At 71.5% G+C, this 19,238-nt stretch carries 19 protein-coding genes; 4 read left to right on the forward strand and 15 right to left on the reverse strand.

What is annotated here, in order from left to right; genetic code table 11:
- Position 1: 1 nt before the first annotated feature.
- From ACIHAA_RS17325 to ACIHAA_RS17335, 3 genes are all read right to left on the reverse strand, one after another.
- Positions 2–1,009 (reverse strand): methionine synthase, encoded by a 1,008-nt coding sequence (locus ACIHAA_RS17325; protein WP_399817864.1) that lies wholly within the window; start codon positions 1,007–1,009, stop codon positions 2–4.
- Between the two features lie 67 nt (positions 1,010–1,076).
- The gene (locus ACIHAA_RS17330; RefSeq protein ID WP_399817866.1) at positions 1,077–1,775 is read right to left on the reverse strand and encodes an SDR family oxidoreductase; all 699 of its coding nucleotides are present in this window, start codon (positions 1,773–1,775) and stop codon (positions 1,077–1,079) included.
- A gap of 14 nt (positions 1,776–1,789) precedes the next feature.
- Positions 1,790–2,329, reverse strand: a complete 540-nt coding sequence (locus ACIHAA_RS17335; protein WP_399817868.1) for a TIGR00730 family Rossman fold protein — start codon at positions 2,327–2,329, stop codon at positions 1,790–1,792.
- Between the two features lie 52 nt (positions 2,330–2,381).
- Here ACIHAA_RS17335 and ACIHAA_RS17340 point away from each other — a divergent pair, with 52 nt between their 5' ends.
- Positions 2,382–2,705 (forward strand): DUF427 domain-containing protein, encoded by a 324-nt coding sequence (locus tag ACIHAA_RS17340; protein WP_399817870.1) that lies wholly within the window; start codon positions 2,382–2,384, stop codon positions 2,703–2,705.
- A gap of 36 nt (positions 2,706–2,741) precedes the next feature.
- A complete protein-coding gene (locus ACIHAA_RS17345) occupies positions 2,742–3,521 on the forward strand; it encodes an alpha/beta fold hydrolase (protein ID WP_399817872.1) in 780 nt (259 codons plus the stop codon).
- A 16-nt stretch (positions 3,522–3,537) separates the two neighbouring features.
- On the opposite strand, the gene ACIHAA_RS17350 is transcribed toward ACIHAA_RS17345, so the two are convergent.
- The 5 genes from ACIHAA_RS17350 to ACIHAA_RS17370 form a co-directional block, all read right to left on the reverse strand.
- Entirely contained in the window at positions 3,538–4,857 is a 1,320-nt protein-coding gene (locus ACIHAA_RS17350; RefSeq protein WP_399817874.1) for a globin domain-containing protein, read from the reverse strand.
- Between the two features lie 360 nt (positions 4,858–5,217).
- Positions 5,218–6,342, reverse strand: coding sequence for a tRNA 2-thiouridine(34) synthase MnmA (gene mnmA, locus ACIHAA_RS17355; protein WP_399817876.1), 1,125 nt, complete (start codon positions 6,340–6,342; stop codon positions 5,218–5,220).
- A gap of 109 nt (positions 6,343–6,451) precedes the next feature.
- Positions 6,452–7,615, reverse strand: a complete 1,164-nt coding sequence (locus ACIHAA_RS17360) for a cysteine desulfurase family protein (RefSeq protein ID WP_399817878.1) — start codon at positions 7,613–7,615, stop codon at positions 6,452–6,454.
- A 101-nt stretch (positions 7,616–7,716) separates the two neighbouring features.
- The gene (locus ACIHAA_RS17365; RefSeq protein ID WP_399818027.1) at positions 7,717–7,929 is read right to left on the reverse strand and encodes a DUF4190 domain-containing protein; all 213 of its coding nucleotides are present in this window, start codon (positions 7,927–7,929) and stop codon (positions 7,717–7,719) included.
- 204 nt (positions 7,930–8,133) lie between these two features.
- A complete protein-coding gene (locus ACIHAA_RS17370) occupies positions 8,134–8,301 on the reverse strand; it encodes a hypothetical protein (protein WP_399817880.1) in 168 nt (55 codons plus the stop codon).
- 138 nt (positions 8,302–8,439) lie between these two features.
- On the opposite strand from ACIHAA_RS17370, the gene ACIHAA_RS17375 reads away from it, so the two are divergent.
- Complete coding sequence (locus ACIHAA_RS17375; RefSeq protein WP_399817882.1) at positions 8,440–9,066, forward strand: TetR family transcriptional regulator; 627 nt, start codon at positions 8,440–8,442, stop codon at positions 9,064–9,066.
- A 125-nt stretch (positions 9,067–9,191) separates the two neighbouring features.
- Here the strand turns inward: ACIHAA_RS17375 and ACIHAA_RS17380 are convergent, their stop codons facing one another.
- A complete protein-coding gene (locus ACIHAA_RS17380; protein WP_399817884.1) occupies positions 9,192–10,052 on the reverse strand; it encodes a thioesterase family protein in 861 nt (286 codons plus the stop codon).
- A 220-nt stretch (positions 10,053–10,272) separates the two neighbouring features.
- Between ACIHAA_RS17380 and ACIHAA_RS17385 the strand changes: the two genes are divergently transcribed.
- Complete coding sequence (locus ACIHAA_RS17385; protein WP_399817885.1) at positions 10,273–11,499, forward strand: alpha/beta hydrolase; 1,227 nt, start codon at positions 10,273–10,275, stop codon at positions 11,497–11,499.
- On the opposite strand, the gene ACIHAA_RS17390 is transcribed toward ACIHAA_RS17385, so the two are convergent.
- The 6 genes from ACIHAA_RS17390 to ACIHAA_RS17415 all read right to left on the reverse strand — a co-directional run bounded on the left by ACIHAA_RS17390 (position 11,408) and on the right by ACIHAA_RS17415 (position 19,225).
- On the reverse strand, positions 11,408–12,064 hold the full coding sequence (locus ACIHAA_RS17390) for a trimeric intracellular cation channel family protein (protein ID WP_399818029.1): 657 nt from the start codon (positions 12,062–12,064) through the stop codon (positions 11,408–11,410). The two genes, ACIHAA_RS17385 and ACIHAA_RS17390, sit on opposite strands and share 92 nt — an antisense overlap.
- 68 nt (positions 12,065–12,132) lie before the next feature.
- On the reverse strand, positions 12,133–13,524 hold the full coding sequence (locus ACIHAA_RS17395; RefSeq protein WP_399817887.1) for a M1 family metallopeptidase: 1,392 nt from the start codon (positions 13,522–13,524) through the stop codon (positions 12,133–12,135).
- 207 nt (positions 13,525–13,731) lie between these two features.
- Complete coding sequence (locus tag ACIHAA_RS17400) at positions 13,732–15,210, reverse strand: ABC transporter ATP-binding protein (RefSeq protein WP_399817889.1); 1,479 nt, start codon at positions 15,208–15,210, stop codon at positions 13,732–13,734.
- A gap of 23 nt (positions 15,211–15,233) precedes the next feature.
- A complete protein-coding gene (locus tag ACIHAA_RS17405; protein ID WP_399817892.1) occupies positions 15,234–16,331 on the reverse strand; it encodes an ABC transporter ATP-binding protein in 1,098 nt (365 codons plus the stop codon).
- Positions 16,328–17,326, reverse strand: coding sequence for an ABC transporter permease (locus tag ACIHAA_RS17410; protein WP_399817894.1), 999 nt, complete (start codon positions 17,324–17,326; stop codon positions 16,328–16,330). Before ACIHAA_RS17410 ends, ACIHAA_RS17405 begins: the two co-directional genes overlap by 4 nt.
- A gap of 111 nt (positions 17,327–17,437) precedes the next feature.
- Complete coding sequence (locus ACIHAA_RS17415) at positions 17,438–19,225, reverse strand: ABC transporter substrate-binding protein (protein ID WP_399817896.1); 1,788 nt, start codon at positions 19,223–19,225, stop codon at positions 17,438–17,440.
- Between the last annotated feature and the right edge of the window lie 13 nt (positions 19,226–19,238).

Here is a 19,238-nt window from a genome sequence, read left to right on the forward strand (position 1 = left end):
GTTACTCTGGGTTGTCCGCGAGGGATCTCGCCGCCCGGACGCAGTGGGCGAGCGCCCGGCGGGCGTAGTCCGGGGAGGCGCCCGCGAGCCCGCACGCCGGAGTGACCGTGACCGCCTGCGCGAGAAGCCCCGGACGCAGCCCCAGCCTGCGCCACAGCGTCCTGACCCCCATGACGCTACCGGCAGGGTCTGACAACGGGCCGTCGGTGCCCGGCACCACTCCGGCGAAGAGCCGGGTACCGCCTTCCACGGCCTCTCCGATCACCTCCTCGTCACGCTCGGTGAGAAGCGAGACGTCGAAGGAGACGGCGGTGGCGCCCGCCCGGCGCAGCAGCGCGAAGGGCACGTCCGGGGCGCAGGAGTGCACGACGACCGGGCCGTCGGTGTGCACCCGGAGAAGGTCCCGCAGCGTGGCCTCGACGACCTGGCGGTCGACGGCCCGGTGGGTGCGGTAGCCGCTGGCGGTCTTCACCTGGCCGCGCAGGACGGAGGTGAGGGACGGCTCGTCGAGCTGGAGCACGAGCCGCGCGCCCGGCACCCGGCGCCGCAGCTCGTCGAGGTGCAGTCGCAGCCCCTCCGCCAGGGAGCCCGCGAGGTCGCGGCAGGCGCCCGGGTCGGAGAGCGCGGCCTCGCCGTTGCGCAGTTCCAGGGCGGCGGCGAGCGTCCAGGGGCCCACCGCCTGCACCTTCAGCGGTCCTTCGTACCCCTGGGTGAACTCCTCCAGGGCGTCCAGGTCCTCGCCCAGCCAGGCGCGGGCCCGCCGGGTGTCCCGGCCGGGCCGGTCCCCGAAGCGCCAGCCGCTGGGCTCCAGGCGGACGTAGAGGTCGACGAGCATCCCGGCGGTGCGCCCGATCATGTCCGCGCCGGGGCCCCGGGCGGGCAGCTCGGCGAGGAAGGGGAAGTCCTCAAGGCTTCCGGCGACGGTCTTGGCGGCCTCCCGGGCGTCGCCGCCCGGCATGGACCCGATTCCGGTGGCGGCACCGAACCTGAACTGGCTGTCTTCACTCACCCGTGCAGCGTAGGCCCTTCCGGGCCCGGGCCGTCCCCGGGCCGGGCCCCGCCGTGGGGCGCCCGGGTCAGGTGCCCGGTCGTACCGTCAGGTCGTTGACCTCCGCGTCCCTCGGCAGGTCCAGGCACATCAGGAGGGAGGTGGCGACGGACTCGGGGTCGATCCAGCCGGACGGGTCGTAGGGCCGGCCCTCCTGCTGATGGACCTTGGCCTGCATCGGGGTCGCGGTGCGGCCGGGGTAGACGGAGGTGACCCGGACGCCGTTCGCGTGCTCCTCGTGGCGCAGGGAGTCGGCGAGGGCCTTCAGACCGTGCTTGGAGGCCGCGTACGCCGACCAGTCCGCGTGCGCGTTCAGTCCCGCACCGGAGTTCACGAACACGACATGGCCGCGGGCCAGGCGCAGCTGGGGCAGGAAGTGGCGGGTCAGTTCGGCGGGGGCCACCAGATTGACGTTCAGCTGGTGGCGCCAGGACTTGGGGGTCAGCTCGCCCACCGGGCCGAGGTCGACCACGCCCGCGATGTGCAGCAGGGAGTCCACCCGGTCCGGCAGGCTCTGGTGGGAGAACGCCCAGGACAGCTTGTCCGGGTCGGAAAGGTCGCCCACCAGGGTCGTCGCCCCCGGGTAGTCGGCCGCCAGTTCCTTCGCCCGGCCCGCGTCGCGCGCGTGCAGCACGAGCGAGTCGCCCCGTGCGTGCAGTCGGCGGGCCACGGCCGCGCCGATGCCGGAACCCGCCCCGGTGATCACATGAGTTGCCATGTCCGCCATGCTCGCACCCGGCGCTAGCCGATCCCGAACGACTCCTCCAGATAGGCCAGCGCCCCCACCGGCTCCTCGGCGAAGAAGACCAGCTCGGTGAGCGGGCGGGGCAGGAAGCCCTCCTCGTCCATGCGCCGGAACTGCTCCTTCAGCCCGTCGTAGAAGCCGGCCGTGTTCAGCAGGACCACCGGCTTGTCGGTGTGCCCGTGCTTCTTCAGCTCCAGGATCTCGGTCGCCTCGTCCAGCGTCCCGGTGCCGCCGACCATGATCACGACCGCGTCGGCCTTCTCCAGCAGCAGCCTCTTGCGCTCGCCGAGGTCCTCGGCGACGACCATCTCGTCGGTGCCCGCCCTGCTCCGGTCCGCGAGGAAGCGCACGGAGACGCCCACCAGCCTGCCGCCCGCCTCCTGCACCCCGTCGGCGACCACCTTCATCAGGCCGACGTCGGAGCCGCCCCACACCAGGGTGTGGCCGCCCTTGCCGATCAGCTCCGCCAGCTCACGGGCAGGGCGCGTGTAGTGGTCGGGCAGGTCGGCGGCGGAGAGGAAGACACAGATGTTCATGGCGCCCACGGTACGCGGGAAGAACCGGGGGCCCGCAGGCGCTTTCCCCGGTATGAGCAACGGACACACGATCACCATCGAGCAGGGCGGCGGCCGGGTGCGCGCGGTGCACGACGGAGAGGTCCTGGCGGACAGCGGCCGGGCCCTGGTGCTGCGCGAGACCGGCTGCCCGCCGCGGTACTACATCCCCGCCGAGGACGTCCGTCTGGATCTGCTGACGCCGTCCGGCACCCACACCCACTGCCCCTTCAAGGGCACGGCGTCCTACTGGTCGCTGCCGGGCGCGGCCGATCTCGTCTGGGCGTACCCGGACCCCAAGCCGGACGTCGCCGCCATCAAGGACCACCTCTGCTTCTACGAAGTGGAGGTGTCGTAACCGGCGGACGCCGCGCCCTGGCGGCAGTCTCGGGGCATGGACAAGCAGACCATCTCGCACGACGGCACCCGCATCGCCTACGAACGCACCGGGCGGGGCCCTGCCGTCGTCCTGGTGAGCGGCGCGATGTCCACGGGCGCCACGGTGGCACCCCTGGCCGCGCGCCTCTCGGACCGCTTCGACACCGTCGTCTACGACCGCCGGGGGCGCGGGGCGAGCGGTGACACCGAGCCGTACGCGGTGGCCCGCGAGGTCGAGGACCTCGCGGCGCTCATCGCGGCGGCGGGCGGCGAGGCCTGGCTCTACGGCATCTCCTCCGGGGGCGCGCTCGCCCTGGAGGCGGCGGCGAGCGGGCTGCCGGTGCACGGGGTCGCCGTCTACGAGACGCCGTACGCCGACCACGGGGGCGGCGTACGGGAACGCGCCGAGTACACCGCCCGGCTCGGCGAGGCGCTCGGGCAGGGGCGGCGCGGTGACGCGGTGGAACTGTTCCTCGCGCTCACCGGCCTGGCCCCGGAGATGATCGCGAACGCCCGCCGGTCGCCGATGTGGGCCGCGATGGAGGCGATCGCGCCGACTCTCGCCCACGACGACGCCGTGCTGGGCGGTGGGCTCGTGCCCCGGGAGCGGCTCGCCCGGCTCACCGTGCCCGTGCTGTCCGTCGCGGGCGGCGCGAGCCCCGAGTGGCTGCGCCGGGCGGCCGAGGCGGTGGCGGAGGCGGTGCCCCGGGGGACGTACTGCGTGCTGCCGGACCAGGACCACATGGTGGAGCCCCAGGTGCTGGCGCCGGTACTGGCGGAGTTCTTCGGGGCGTAGCCCCCGCCGGGCGGCCTCATGCCGATGCGCCCGCCTGCCAGGGCGGGAGGGCGACCGGCACGGTCTCCGTGACCGGGTCGTGGTGGATCCGCTCCGGTGGCAGGCCGAGAGCGGTCAGTCTGCGGGCCGCGGCGGTCACCAGGGCGGGCGGACCGCTGAGGTAGGCGTCGTGGCCGCCCCAGCGGCCGTGGCGGGTCAGCGCCTCGACGACGGGGGCGCGGGCGGCCGCGCCGGGGCCGTCGTCGATCACCCGGACGACCCGCAGCCAGGGGCAGCGGTTCTCCCAGCGGGCCAGCACGGCCGCGTCGTAGAGGTCGTCGGCGTCGCGGGCGCCCAGGAACAGCTGGGCGCTGCGGCCCGGTGCCCGGCGGGCGGCCAGGTCCTCCAGGAGGGCCCGCGCGGTCGCCCAGCCGGTGCCGCCCGCCACGATCAGCACATCGCGGGTGAGGGGGTCGTCCAGGGTGGTGGTGCCCTGCGCGGGGCCCAGCCGCAGGGTGTCACCGACGGCGGTGCGCGCCACCAGGGCGTCGCTCACACCGCCGGGTCCGGTGCGCCGCACATGGAACTCCAGTTCGCCGTCGGCCGTGGGAGGGACGACCGCCGAGTACGGTCGCCAGGCGTGCGGCAGCAGCGGGGACTGGAGGGTGGCGTACTGGCCGGGGCGGCACGGGAACGGCTCGGCGGGGCGCACCCGCAGGACGGCGAGGTCCTGGCGGTGCCGCCGGTGGGCGGTGACCGTAGCGGTCCAGGACGCCGGTTCGGCGAGCGCCGCGTGTGCTCCGTCGACCATGGCCTGCGCGGCGCGCCGCACCATGCGCAGCCATGCGGCCTCCGCGTCGGCGCCCAGTCGTCCGCGCGAACAGCGCCGCAGCGCCTCGGTGAGGGCCTCGGCGAACACCTCGTAGTGCACCGGCAGCACACCGAGCTTGCGGTGGTCGCGGCCCAGCCGGACGCAGAAGGCGGTCAGCTCCTCGGGGTGGTCGAGGTGCTGGACCAGAAACCACAACGCCCGTCCCAGATGGGCCCGTTGGAACTCCATTGCCTCCGGGAACAACTGCCGCAGATACGGGTGCCGTTCGAACATGGCGTCGTAGAGGTGCTCGATCAACTCGGCGAACGGGGTGACGTGCGCGAGATCGCGGGTGATCAGCCGCTGGTCGGCGGCTCCGTCGCGGGCACGGCTGCGGGGTCCGGTGATCTCCGGGGGCCCGGCGGGCCCCGTGACCGCCGGGGAGGAGCCGCGCGGCCCTCCCCCGCGGGGGGCGGGTGAGAGCAGCCGGTCGCGCAGCCGCATGGCCTCCCGGCGGGCCAGGAGGGCGTGGTAGTCGTCGTTCATCGGCGGGCTTCCGCCCCGCCCGTCGCCCGGGCGCCCCTGACACCCCGGTTCACGGGGACCACGGCCGCGGTGACCGCCGGGACGCGGACGGTGGCGGCGCACCGGGTCAGGGCACGGGCTGCTGGGGCTGGGACGGCTGGGCGGGGCATCGCGGCGGCTTCCTGTCGGCTCCGGGGTGACGTCGGCGCCGCCGCCGGGGTCCGGACGGGGCGCCTTGGCAGGACATCACGCCGCGAGTGCCGCGGGGCACCGCCGACGGTCCCGCGCGCCCGGGGCCGAACGGCCCTTTTTCCGGGGCTTGTTGGGCCCTGGGGTCCGCTGGGCCCTGGGGCTCGCTGGCCCCGGGGCTCGTCGGGCCTGTTACGCGGCGCCCGCCGTCGCGCGGGTGGTGGCGGCGATGGTCGCGGAGCCGACGACGCGGGTGTCGTCGTAGAGGACGATCGCCTGGCCGGGGGCGACGCCGCGGACCGGCTCGGTGAAGGTGACCCGCAGCTCGCCGTCGGACAGCTCCGCCGTCACCTCCGTCTCGCCGCCGTGGGCGCGGAGCTGGGCCGTGTAGGTGCCGGGTCCGGCCGGGGCGGTGCCGCACCAGCGGGGCTTGACCGCGGTCAGCGCGGTGACGTCCAGGGCGGACGCGGGGCCCACCGTGACGGTGTTGGTGACCGGCGAGATGTCGAGGACGTAGCGCGGCTTGCCGTCGGGCGCCGGGGTCCCGATCCGCAGGCCCTTGCGCTGGCCGATGGTGAAGCCGTACGCGCCCTCGTGGGTGCCCACCTTGCTGCCGGACTCGTCGACGATGTCGCCCTCGGCCCGGCCGAGCCGCCGGGCCAGGAAGCCCTGGGTGTCGCCGTCCGCGATGAAGCAGATGTCGTGCGAGTCGGGCTTCTTGGCGACCGCGAGGCCCCGGCGCTCGGCCTCCGCGCGGATCTCGTCCTTGGTGGTGAGGGTGTCGCCGAGCGGGAACATCGCGTGCGCCAGCTGCTTCTCGTCGAGCACACCGAGGACGTAGGACTGGTCCTTGGCCATGTCGGAGGCGCGGTGCAGCTCGCGGGTGCCGTCGTCGAGGGTGACGACCTTGGCGTAGTGGCCGGTGCAGACCGCGTCGAAGCCGAGCGCGAGCGCCTTGTCCAGCAGCGCGGCGAACTTGATCTTCTCGTTGCAGCGCAGGCACGGGTTGGGGGTGCGGCCCGCCTCGTACTCGGCGACGAAGTCCTCGACCACGTCCTCGCGGAAGCGCTCGGCGAGGTCCCACACGTAGAAGGGGATGCCGATGACGTCCGCGGCGCGGCGGGCATCGCGCGAGTCCTCGATGGTGCAGCAGCCGCGCGCGCCGGTGCGGAAGGACTGCGGGTTCGCGGACAGCGCGAGATGGACGCCGGTCACGTCGTGGCCCGCTTCGGCGGCGCGGGCGGCGGCGACGGCGGAGTCGACTCCGCCGGACATGGCGGCGAGGACACGGAGGGGGCGCTGCGGGATGTCAGTCATAGCCCTTCAAGAGTACGGGGCGTCCGACGGCCCCGGCTCGCGAGTGTCCGGGGCCGGTACCGACCGCGCCCGGGCGGCCCGGGCCGGACCGCCGCGGGTCGCGGGCGGCTCAGCTCAGTCCGGCGCTGCGGGCCCGCTCCACCGCGGGCCCGATCGCCTTGGCGACCGCGTCCACGTCCGCCCGGGTGGAGGTGTGGCCGAGGGAGAAGCGGAGGGTGCCCCGGGCGAGGTCCGGGGCGGCTCCGGTGGCGAGCAGGACATGGCTGGGCTGGGCCACCCCGGCGGTGCAGGCCGAGCCCGTGGAGCACTCGATGCCCTGCGCGTCGAGCAGCAGGAGCAGCGAGTCGCCCTCGCAGCCGGGGAAGGTGAAGTGGGCGTTGGCCGGGAGCCGGTCCACCGGGTCGCCGCCGAGCAGCGCGTCCGGGACGGCCGTGCGCACCGCGGTGATCAGGGCGTCGCGCAGGGCGCCGATCTCGCGGGCGAACCATTCGCGCTGTGCGGCGGCGAGCCGTCCGGCGACGGCGAAGGAGGCGACGGCCGGTACGTCGAGGGTGCCGGAGCGCACATGGCGTTCCTGGCCGCCGCCGTGCAGCACGGGCACGGGGCTGTACTCGCGGCCGAGGACCAGCGCGCCGATGCCGTAGGGGCCGCCGATCTTGTGGCCGGAGACGGTCATGGCGGCGAGGCCGGACGCCTCGAAGCCGACCGGGACCTGACCGAAGGCCTGGACCGCGTCGGCATGCAGCGGGATGCCGAACTCGCCCGCGATGTCGGCCAGTTCGCGGACCGGCATGACGGTGCCGATCTCGTTGTTGGCCCACATGACGGTGGCCAGGGCGACGTCGTCGGGGTTGCGGGCGATGGCCTCGCGCAGGGCCTCGGGGCGGACGCGGCCGTGGGAGTCGACGGGCAGGTACTCGACGGTGGCGCCCTCGTGCTCGCCGAGCCAGTGGACGGCGTCCAGGACCGCGTGGTGTTCGACGGGGCTGGCCAGCACCCGGGTGCGGGCCGGGTCGGTGTCGCGGCGGGCCCAGTACAGGCCCTTGACGGCGAGGTTGTCGGCCTCGGTGCCGCCGGAGGTGAAGACGATCTCGCTGGGGCGGGCGCCGAGGGCTTCCGCGAGGGTCTCGCGGGCCTCTTCGACGGTTCTCCTCGCGCGGCGGCCGGATGCGTGCAGCGAGGAGGCATTGCCGGTGACGGCGAGCTGGGCGGTCAGTGCCTCTGCCGCCTCGGGGAGCATCGGGGTGGTCGCGGCGTGATCGAGGTAAGCCATGGTGGGCCAATTCTATGGCCGGTGGTTTTCCGGGCGGGGCGCGGGCCGGGCCCGTACGGCGGTACGGCCGGGGCCCTTCCGGCCACCGGGTGCCTGCGCCCCTACAGGCTCCAGGACACCGTGTGGTGCAGCTGCATCACGGTCGCCAGGACCACCAGGTCCGCGATGCCGAGCCCGAGGCCGAGCAGGGCCCGGCCGCGCCGCCGGGTGCCGCGCCACAGGGCCAGGGAGGCCAGCACGATGGCGACGGGCCCGAGGAAGACATTGAGGACGAGGAGCCCCAGCAGGCCGAGCACGAAGGACGCCACGGCCATGCCCTCCGCGTCGCGGGTGCCGGTGGGGCGCGCCGGGGCGGCGGGGCTGCTCCCGGCGGGGTGCTCGGCAGCCGGGACGGCGGGACGCTCGTCGACCGGGGTCCGGGTGCTCTCGGTGCTCTCGGTGCGGGTCGCGGTGAGGTTCATGGTGCGGTCATCTCCCGACGGTCGGATGACGTACGGCGGTCAGTGGGCGTACGGCGGTCAGTGGGCCGATGTCTGCCGCCGGCGGCCGTGCCGTTCGCGGATCGCGAAGATCACGAGCCAGGCGGCGATGAAGGCCGCGAGCGCGAGCGTGACGGGCAGCGGGACCTGGGCCACGACGCCGAGGACGGTCCCCAGCAGCAGCAGTGCGGCGACGAGGAACAGCATGGGATGAGATCCCCCTCCGAGGTGTGCCTCTCTCGTTACGTTTCGGTGAACGGTTGTAGTTACAGTCGTTCACTGACTACCCAGTCTAACGCCCCTCATGGCTTTTCAATTCCAGAGAACAGTTGTTAACTGCATGGTATGAGTCACACCCTCGGCATCCGGCAGGCCCAGAAGCAGAAGACCCGGCAGGCCCTGCTGGACGCGGCACTCGGGCTGCTGGAGGAGCAGAGCCTGAGCAGCCTCGGCCTGCGCGAGGTCACCCGCGCGGTGGGGGTCGCCCCGACCGCCTTCTACCGGCACTTCCGCTCGACGGCCGATCTCGGCGTGGAACTGGTGCAGGCGGCGCTCGGCAGCCTCCATCCGATGATCGACTCCACGGTCGCCCAGGCCGGGGACAGCGACGAGCGCATCGCGCGCGCCGTCGACCTGATCGCCCGCCATGTCGACGCGTACCCCGCGCACGTGCGGTTCATCGCGCGGGAGCGGCACGGCGGTGTCCAGCCGGTGCGCGAGGAGATCCGGGCCCAACTGGCGCGCTTCACCGAGGAGGTGGCCGTCGCGCTCGCCGGGCACCGCGAGTCCGCGGGCTGGGGCGAGGAGGATCTGCTGATGCTCGCCGGTCTGTATGTCGACCAGATGCTGGCGACGGCGTGCCAGTTCCTGGAGGCGATGGAGGGCCCCGCCGAGGAGCGGGACCGGGTGGCCAGGACGGCGGCCCAGCGGCTGCGGCTGATCAGCATCGGCCGCCATCACTGGAAGTCCTGAGGGCTCGGAGACCTGAGGGCTTGGGGAGCTACGGCCCGGAGGCCCGAGCACCTCGAAGCCGACGGGCCGCGGCCGGGACCGGCGGACCCGGGACCGGCGGACCCTGGGGTCGGCGGCCCGGGGTGTCAGCCCAGCCGTACCCGGGCGAGCTGGCGGGACTGGGCGACCAGGCGGTCACTGCTGTCCCAGACCTCGGCGTCCTCCTCCAGGAAGCCGCCCGCGAGGTTGCGTGTGGTGATGGAGACCCGCAGCGGTCCCGGCGCCGGACGGCACCGCACATGGACGGTCAGTTCGACGGTGGGCACCCAGCCGAGGATTCCCATCTCGAAGGCGGTGGGCGGCAGCGCGTCCACCGCGAGCAGCAGCGACAGCGGGTCCGCGGCGCGGCCGTCGGCCAGCCCGAACCAGGCCCGCATCTCCCCCTTGCCGGACGGCGCCCCGAGGGCCCAGCCCAGGGTGGCCGGATCCAGCTTGATCATCAGCCGGTCGGTGATCGCGGAGTCACCGGCCAGGGGGCCCGGGCCGTCCTCGGGGCCGAAGCAGTGCTCCAGGGGCGGGATGGCGGGGGGCCGCGCGGTCGTCCGTACGTCCTCGGGCAGGGAGTCCAGGTCGCCGTAGGAGGCGAGGACCCGGATGCGTTCGACCTCGCGGCCCTCGTCGTCGTACTGGAAGAGCGACGCCTGGCCGGTGGAGAGGGTGCGGCCGGTGCGCACCACGTCGGCGCGGACGACCGCGGGCCCCGGCTGGGAGGCGGTGAGGTAGTGCGCCGAGACGGTGAAGGGGTCCGGGTGCGGCAGCGCGTCGGCCAGGGCGCGGCCGAGGACGGCGAGCAGATAGCCGCCGTTGACGGCGCCGAGGATCGTCCAGCCGGCGGAGAGGTCGATGTCGTAGACCCCGGGCTCCCGCAGGACGACCGCGGTGTCACGGTCGAACTCGCTGTCGCCGATGGCGGCCGGTGCGGCCTGTGCGATCGCTGCTTCTGCCATACGGGAACGGTACAACAGGTAATTACTAAGCGGTAGCTTTGGCTTGTTTCAAACGCGTGACAGCTCCTAGAACGCCTGTCCGGATCTCACCCTCCGCAGGTGAGGTTTTGGCAATTTCCAGGTAAGTGTCCGCACGTGTGCGTGACCGAGTGCCCCCGGATCCCCTCTGAGAAGACGTAACAGCCCAGCCTGCCCGTTCACAGGAAGTGCCGCCAAGCCGATGAGCCTGACCGGGACGCCGTTCCTTCTCACGTCGATCGTCCTTGTGACGATCGCCCTCATCCTGCCGCTGGCCCTGTGGTCCCGGATCCGCGGCCCGGTGCTGCTGCGCCACGCCTCCCGGGTGGTGATGCTGCTGTTCGCCCAGGCCACCGCGGTCACCCTGGTCTTCGTCCTGGTGAACAACGCCAACAGCCTGTACGACAACTGGTCCGATCTGCTCGGCACCGGCAACCATGTCAGCCAGGCCGCCGACCTCGGCAAGGACGGCACCGGCGGCATCCAGATCAAGGCCCTGCCCAAGGTCCACCAGGACTTCAGCCAGGCGGACGGACCGGGTATGCGCGCGGCCGGCGGGGTGCGCGTCACCCAGCTCAAGGGCCAGGTGTCGGGCGTCGACGCCGAGGTCTACGTCTGGCTGCCGCCGCAGTACAACGAGCCTGCATACAAGAACAAGAAGTTCCCGGTCGTGGAGCTGCTCTCCGGCTACCCGGGCTCGGCCAAGGCCTGGTTCGGCTCGCTCAAGGCCCATGAGCAGCTGCTGCCGCTGATGCGCACCGGGCAGGTGGCCCCCTTCATCCTGGTGGCGCCGCGCACCAACCTGATCGCCAAGGTCGACACGGGCTGCGCCAACGTCCCCGGCGCCGTGAACGCCGACACCTGGCTCAGCATCGACGTGCCGAAGATGGTGACGGACAACTTCCGCGCCGAGCCCGCGCCGAACGGCTGGGCGGCGGCCGGTTACTCGGCGGGCGGCCACTGCGCCGCCAAGCTGGTGACCGCGCACCCCGACCGCTACCGGGCCGCGATCAGCCTGTCCGGCTACAACGACCCGATCGGCGAGCGCAAGTCGCTGGCCGCGAAGACCCCCCAGCTGCGCCGGGAGAACAACCCCTACTTCCTGCTCAAGGGCCGGCCCACCCCGCCGCACGTCTCCATCTACCTGTCCGGCCAGCTCGGTGACGGCTACCAGGCGGCCGCCGCGCTGGAGGCGATCGCCAAGCCCCCGACCGTGGTGCGCGCGGTGCTGATCCCGCGCAGCGCGGGCGGGCACAGCATGGCGCTGTGGCGGCCGCAGATCCCGTATGTGTTCACCTGGCTCACCCAGCAGATGAACGGCACGGGCACCGCCGGGACTACTCCTCGGCGACCGTCGACCGACGGTTCCAGGCACGCGGCGCTCGCCAGTGGAAACGCATCGCCAGCAGCCGGAGCGCGAAAGCGGTGACGACCGCGAGCCCGGTGGTCAGCGGGGTCAGCGCGTCGTAGCGGATGCACAGCGCGACCATGGTGGCGCCGACGACCGCCGGGACCGCGTAGAGATCGCGGTCCCAGCGCAGCAGGGACGGCACCTCGTTGGCGAGGACGTCGCGCAGCACACCGCCGCCCACCGCCGTGGCGAGGCCGAGGGCGGCGCTCGCGGTGAGGCCGAGGCCGTAGTCGTAGGCCTTGGTCGTCCCGGCGACGCAGAACAGGCCGAGGCCCGCGGCGTCGAAGACGTTGACGGCCACCTGGATGCGCTCCACCTGCGGATGCAGGAAGAAGACCAGCAGGGCGGCGAGCAGCGGGGTCAGGAAGTACCCCAGGTCCGTGAACGCGGCCGGGGGCACGGCCCCGATGACCACGTCGCGGAACAGCCCTCCGCCCAGCGCCGTGACCTCGGCGAGCACGGCGATGCCGAACACGTCGAAGTTCTTGCGGACAGCCAGCAGCGCGCCGGATATCGCAAAGACGAAGATGCCGACGAGGTCCAGCGTGTGCTGGACGGAGGGGCTGAACAATTGCTGGAGCACCTTGACATTCTCACTCACTCAGGTGAGTGCACCTTGCAATGCAAGGTAAGGGCTCCAAAACGGAGTGGTTACAGAGTCGGCCTCGCCCCCGTGTACAACCACTGCTGGAACAGGTCGTCCAGCTGCTGCCCGGAGATCTTCTCCGCGAGCCGGATGAAGTCGGCGGTGTCGGCGTTGCCGTAGCGGTGGAGTTTTGTCCAGGCGGGCAGCAGGCGGAAGAAGGCCGGGTCGCCGATGCGCTCGCGCAGCGCCTGGAGGGTCATCGCGCCACGCTCGTAGACCGCGTCGGCGAACATGGTGTCCCGCTGCGGGTCGGCCACCTTCAGCTGCCAGAAGGTGTTGCCCGCCGGGATGGAGTTGTACGCCGCGACGAAGGAGTCGTGGGCGGAGCGGGTGCCCTTGTGCTCGGCCCACAGCCACTGGGCGTAGGTCGCGAAGCCCTCGTTGAGCCAGATGTCCTTCCAGCGCTCCACCGAGACCGAGTCGCCGAACCACTGGTGGGCCAGCTCGTGCACGATGGTCGTCTCGGAGCGGACGGCCGAGTACGCGGGCTTGGACTGGACCTCCAGCGAGAACCCGGCCTCCGGCATGTTGTCGACGATGGCGCCGGTCTCCTCGAAGGGATACGGCCCGAAGACCTTGGACCAGTAGTCCGTGGCCTCGGCGGTGACGGCGTACACATCGACGCGGTTGGCGTTCCCCAGGGCGGGGTCGATGGCGACGTAGATCGGGATGCCCGAGGGGGTGCGTCCGGTCCGCACATCGAACTTGCCGATGGTGGCCGTCGCCAGATAGGTGGCCATCGGCCGGGACTCGCGCCAGTGGGTGACCGTCCGGCCGCCCTGGTCGTACGTCGACACCAGCCTGCCGTTGGACACGGCGGTCAGGCCCTTCGGCGCCTTGATCCGGATGTCGTAGGTGGCCTTGTCGGAGGGGTGGTCGCTGGAGGGGAACCAGGTGGAGGCGGCGTTGGGCTCGCAGGCCACGAAGACACCGTCGTCCGTCTTCATCCAGCCGTACTGGGAGCCGAACACGATGGGGCCGCTGAGCGGCTGCGGGATCCCGCCGTAGGTGACGGCGACCGTGAAGTTCCTGCCCCGGGGGAGAACGCCGCGCGGGGTGATCCGGATCTCGTCGCCCTTGCGCGTGAACGCGGCCCGTCTGCCGTTCACCTCGATCCGCGAGACCTCCAGCTTCTGGAGGTCGAGATCGAAGGAGGTGAGGTTCTGGGTGGCCCGGGCCGTGAGGGTGGTACGGCCGTCGAGACGGCCGCCGGCCGGGTCGTACGCCACATCGAGGTTGTAGTGGCGGGCGTCGAAGCCGCCGTTGCCGAGCTGGGGGAAGTAGGAGTCGCCGATGCCCTCGGCTCCGGGGCCGGGCGCGGAGGAGGCCGCGATGGCGAGGAAGGAGGCCGCCGCCGCGACGAGGGCTCCTAAGCGTGCCGAACGGGAGAGTGCCATGAGTCGTCCCTTCGAGCGTGCTGTCGATCAGACGGACACGCCCGACTCTGCGCCCTCCCCTTCGAGCATGTACATGACTTTACCAATCCGTCATGCGGCGGTCCCGGGCCGCGGCCCGGGACGGGGTGAGGCGGGGACGGGGCGGGGACGGTTGTGCCCCGGCGACCGGAATCCGGTCACCGGGGCACAACCGGGCCTGCCCGACGGCTACTTCCGGCCGTCGGACTCGGGCTTCGCCGGCTCCTCGGCGGCGGCCTCCGCCGATTCGGCCGATTCGGCCGATTCGGCCGATTCCGCCGGCTCCTCGGGCTCCGCGGGCGCAGCAGGCTTCGCAGGCGTGGCAGCCTTCGCAGGCATGGCGGGCTTCGGCGGCTCCTCGGCGGCGGCCTCCGCAGGCTCCGCCGGCTCCTCGGGCTCCGTCGGCTCCTCCGCAGTGGCCTCCGCAGGCTCCTCGGCAGCCGTTCCTGGCTCCGCCGTGGACGTCGCCTCCGCCGATGACGCTGCCTCCGCCTGGACCTCCGCGGCCAGCGCGGCCGACGTCTCCGCCGACTCCTCCAGCACCGCGTCCGGCACCAGCTCCGCCGCCGCCTTGGCGTCGGACAGCAGCACGGTGTCCTGCGGGGCCTGGTCCTCGAAGTTCTCGGGGTGGTGGCAGGCCACGCGCTGGCCGGGCTTCAGCTCCAGGAGCTGCGGCTCGGTGGTACGGCAGATCTCCGTCGCCTTCCAGCACCGGGTGTGGAAGCGGCAGCCGCTCGGCGGCGCGATCGGCGAGGGGACGTCGCCCTTGAGCAGGATGCGCTCGCTCTTCGCCGACCTGCGCCGGGGGTCCGGGATCGGCACCGCCGACATCAGCGCCTTGGTGTACGGGTGCATCGGCGCCTTGTACAGCGATTCCCGGTCGGCCAGCTCGACGATCTTGCCCAGGTACATCACTGCGATCCGGTCCGAAACATGCCGGACGACCGACAGGTCATGGGCGATGATCACATAGGTGAGGCCCAGCTCCTGCTGGAGGTCGTCCAGCAGGTTGACGACCTGTGCCTGGATCGACACGTCCAGCGCGGAGACCGGTTCGTCGGCCACGACGAGCTTGGGGTTGAGCGCGAGCGCCCGGGCGATGCCGATGCGCTGGCGCTGACCGCCGGAGAACTCGTGCGGATACCGGTTGTAGTGCTCGGGGTTGAGACCCACGACCGACAGCAGCCGCTGCACTTCCTTCTTGATCCCGCCCTCGGGCGTGACGCCCTGGAGCCGGAAGGGAGCGCCCACGATGGTGCCGATGGTGTGGCGCGGGTTCAGCGAGGAGTACGGATCCTGGAAGATCATCTGGACATCGCGGCGCAGCGGGCGCATGCCGCTCACCCCGAGATGCGTGATGTCCTTGCCCTCGAACTCGATGCTGCCCGCGGTCGGTTCCAGCAGCCGGGTGATCAGCCGCCCCATCGTGGACTTGCCGCAGCCCGACTCGCCCACGACGCCCAGGGTCTCGCCGGACCTGACCTCGAAGTCCAGTCCGTCGACCGCGCGCACCGCGCCGACCTGCCGCTGGAGCAGGCCCTTGCGGATGGGGAAGTGCTTCTGGAGCCCGGTGACCTTCAGCAGGGTCTCGCCGGGCGCGGCGTCCCGGGTGAGGGTGGCCGCGCCGGAGCCCTGCGCCTCGCCGTCGCTCTGGGCAGGGATGCTCACTGCCTTGTCCTCTGCGTTCTCACTCACAGCTTCGGCGCAATCTCTTCGGTCCAGATACGCTCCCGCTGCTCCTGCGGCATGTGGCAGGCGGCCCAGTGGCGGCCGCCGACCTCGGTCAGCTCCGGCCGGACGGTGCGGGTGACGTTGTCCTTCGGGACGTCCGCGTACGGGCAGCGCGGGTTGAAGGCGCAGCCGGACGGGACATTGATCAGGGAGGGCGGGGAGCCCTTGACCGGGATCAGGCGCTCCTGCTGCTCGCGGTCCAGACGCGGCATCGAGCCGAGCAGGCCCCAGGTGTAGGGGTGGCGGGGCTCGTAGAACACCTTCTCGGCCGGGCCCCGCTCGACGCAGCGGCCGCCGTACATCACCAGGATGTCGTCGGCCAGTTCGGCGACGACGCCCAGGTCGTGGGTGATGACGATGACCGCGGAGCCGAACTCCTTCTGGAGATCGCGGATGAGGTCGAGGATCTGCGCCTGGACGGTCACGTCCAGGGCGGTGGTCGGCTCGTCCGCGATGAGCAGTTCGGGGTTGTTGACCAGCGACATCGCGATCATCGCGCGCTGGCGCATACCGCCGGAGAACTCGTGCGGGTAGCTGTCCACCCGCTTGTCCGGCTGCGGGATGCCCACCCGGTCGAGCATCTCGACCGCGCGCCTGCGGGCGGTCTTCTTGTCGACGTTGTGGTGGATCCGGTAGGCCTCCACGATCTGCTGGCCGATCGTGTAGTACGGGTGCAGCGCGGACAGCGGGTCCTGGAAGATCATCGCCATCTGCCGGCCGCGCAGCTTGCGCACGTAGTCCGGGTCGGCGGAGAGCAGTTCCGTGCCCTCCAGCCAGATCTCGCCGGAGATCTGGGCCTTGCGCTTGCCGTACTGGCCGGCGGTGTGCAGGCCCATGATGCCGAGCGAGGTGACCGACTTGCCGGAGCCCGACTCGCCCACGATGCCGAGGGTCTTGCCCTTCTCCAGCTGGAAGCTGAGTCCGTCGACGGACTTGACCAGGCCGTCGTCGGTCGGGAAGTGCACCTTCAGATCGCGTACTTCGAGGAACGCGGTGGGAGCGGGCGAGCCGCTGGTGGGCTCGCCCACCGCCGATCCGGTCTTGCTGAGTTCGGTCATGCGAGCCTCACTCGGGGGTCGATCACGGCGTACAGGAAGTCCACCACGAGGTTGGCGAGGATCACCGCGAGCGAGGTGATCAGGGTGACGCCCAGGATGAAGGGCAGGTCCTGGTTCTTGATGGCGTCCAGCACCTTCTGGCCGAGGCCGGGCAGGCTGAACGTGGTCTCGGTCAGGACCGCGCCGCCGATGAGGGCGCCGAGGTCCATGCCCAGCATGGTGAGGATCGGCGTCATCGTGGAGCGCATGGCGTGCTTGCCGATGACGACCTGCTCCTTGAGGCCCTTGGCGCGGGCGGTGCGGATGTAGTCCTCGCCCAGGATCTCCAGCATGGTGGCACGGGTGATCCGGGCGTACATCGCGGCGTAGAGGAACGCCAGGGTGATCCAGGGGAGGATCATGCCGCCGAACCAGCCCGTGAAGTTCTGGTCGATGGGGACGTACTCGGCCTTGATCCAGTTCAGTCCGAAGGCGAAGATCGCCAGGCTGAGCAGGCCGGTGAAGTAGATGGGCAGGGAGACACCCGCGAGGGCCACGACCATCGCGCCGCGGTCCCACAGGCTGCCCCGCTTGAGGGCGGAGAGCACACCCGCCGCGACACCGAAGACCAGCCACAGGACGGCCGCGCCGAGCGCCAGTTCCAGGGTGACCGGGAAGCGGTCGGTGAGCACCGGCCAGACGGCCTGCTCGCTGCGGAAGGAGTAGCCGAAGCACGGGGCGGCGCAGTGGGTGACGTCGCCGCCGCCCGAGTAGGTGCGGCCCACGAAGATGCCCTTGAAGAACTCCCAGACCTGGGCGTAGATCGGGTCGCTCAGACCCAGCTTCTCCCGTACCGCCTCGACGGCGGCCGGGTCCGCCTGCTTGCCCACGAAGCTCGTGGCGATGTCCACGCCCGCCCACTTGGGGACGAGGAAGAAGATGCTGAAGACCACCAGGACGATGACCACGAGCATCACTGCGGCGGCGATCAGCCGCCTGATGAGGTAAGCGAGCACAGCGTACGGCCCGCCGCGGACCGCGGGCCGCCGGAGGATGTCCGGTGGCCCGCGGTCACGCCGCGCCGGCCTTCACCTGCCTTTCGTGCCGTTCGGCGGGTGTGCCGGGGATTACTTCGAGGACTTCAGGCCCAGGTTGACGAAGTCGTACTGACCGCTGTACGCGTTGGTCGTGTAGACGTTCGCCAGCCGGTTCGAGCGCCAGTTGATGAACTTCTCGAAGGTGAAGGGCAGGTAGTAACCGCCCTCCATGACCTTGTGGTTGATCTCCGTGGCGAGCTGGGTCTGCTGCGTCGGGTCGGTCGCCTTGGTGTACTGGTCGAACAGCCCGTCGATCGTCTTGTCCTTGATCAGGGCGAAGTTGTTGTTACCGCTCTGCGTGATGTACGAGCTGTCCCACAGCGGCAGACCGTAGCCCTGGACGGACGGGAAGTCCGGGCCCCAGCCCATGATGATGATGCCGTAGCCCTTCTTCTGGACGTTGGCGGGGCTGCCGATGATGCCGGCGGTCTGCGAGCCGTCGTACTGGTCGATCTGGACGTTGATGCCGACCTTCTTCAGCGACGCCTGGAGCGACTGGGCGGTGTTCACCTCGACCGGCTTGTTGTTGCGGACCGCGATGGTGGTGCTGAAGCCGTTCGGCTTGCCGCAGGCCTTCAGCTCCTCCTTGGCCTTGGCGACATTGCCGTTCTTGTTCGCACCGGCGATCTGGAACGGGTCGTACTTCTGGCCCTCGGCGCCCGGCACGGACGGCGGCAGCATGTTGGTGCCGATGTCGCCGCCGGCGACCGGGCCGCCGCGCGCGGTCTGGAGCGACACGTGGTCGGCGCCGTAGATCACGGCGTTGCGGCAGTGGATGTTGTCGAAGGGCTTCACGCTCTGCGGGAAGGCCGCGTAACGCACGTAGCCGGAGACCGGGTTGTCCAGGTTGCCCTTGTGCTGCTTCAGGGCGATGGTGCGGCCCTGCGGCGACAGACCGGTCTGGTTGAGGTCCAGGTCGTAGTCGCCGGAGATCAGGCGCTGGTCCAGCTCGTTGGCGTTGGTGAAGAACTTGACGCTGATCTTGTCCGGGTACGCCTTGCGGACCGGGTCCGAGGACTGCTTCCAGTTGGTGTTGCGGACCAGGACGAGGTCCTTGCCCGGGTCGTACGACTGGAACTTGTACGGGCCGGAGGAGAAGGGGTGCAGCGCGTACTTGGACTTGGTGTCCTTGTCCGGGCGGACCGGGGACGCGGAGGGCAGCGCCAGCATCTGGAGGAAGTCCGAGTTGGGCTGGGGCAGGTGGAAGACCAGGGTCTTCGCGTCGGGCGTGTCGATCGCCTTCAGGCCCAGGTGGTCCTTGGAGGTGTCCTTGTAGGGGCCCTTGTACGTGTTCTTCGGGTCGAGCACGTTCTTCAGGTAGATCGGGCCGCCCGAGAGGACGTCCTGCGCCCAGGAGCGCTCGATGCCGTACTTGACGTCCTGCGCGGTGAGCGGCTTGCCGTCCTCCCAGGTCAGGCCGTCCCGCAGGGTGAAGGTGTAGGTCTTGCCCCCGTCCGAGACCTTGCCCATGTCGGTGGCCAGGTCGGGCTGGAGCTCGGCGCCCGACTTGCCCGGCTCGGTCTTGTAGGTGACCAGCTGGCGGCTGTAGTAGCGCATGAAGTTCCACGCCATGCCGTAGTAGCCGCGGGTGGTGTCCCAGGAGTCGGCGTCCTGGGCGCTGGCGAACTTCAGCTCGCCGCCCTTCTTGGCCAGCGAGGCCTGGGCGACCTTGTTGTTCGCCGCGTCGAAGCCGGCCGCGCCGTTCTTCGAGCCGTCGCTGTCACCGCCGCCGCACGCCGCCGTGGTCAGCAGCGCGGCGACCACCGCGGCAGCGGCCATGGCCTGCTTCGGCCGCCCTGAGGTGCGTTGGGTAGTCACGATCTCGGATCCT

The sequence above is a fragment of the Streptomyces sp. NPDC052040 genome (genome assembly GCF_044548405.1).
Classification (GTDB): Bacteria; Actinomycetota; Actinomycetes; order Streptomycetales; family Streptomycetaceae; genus Streptomyces.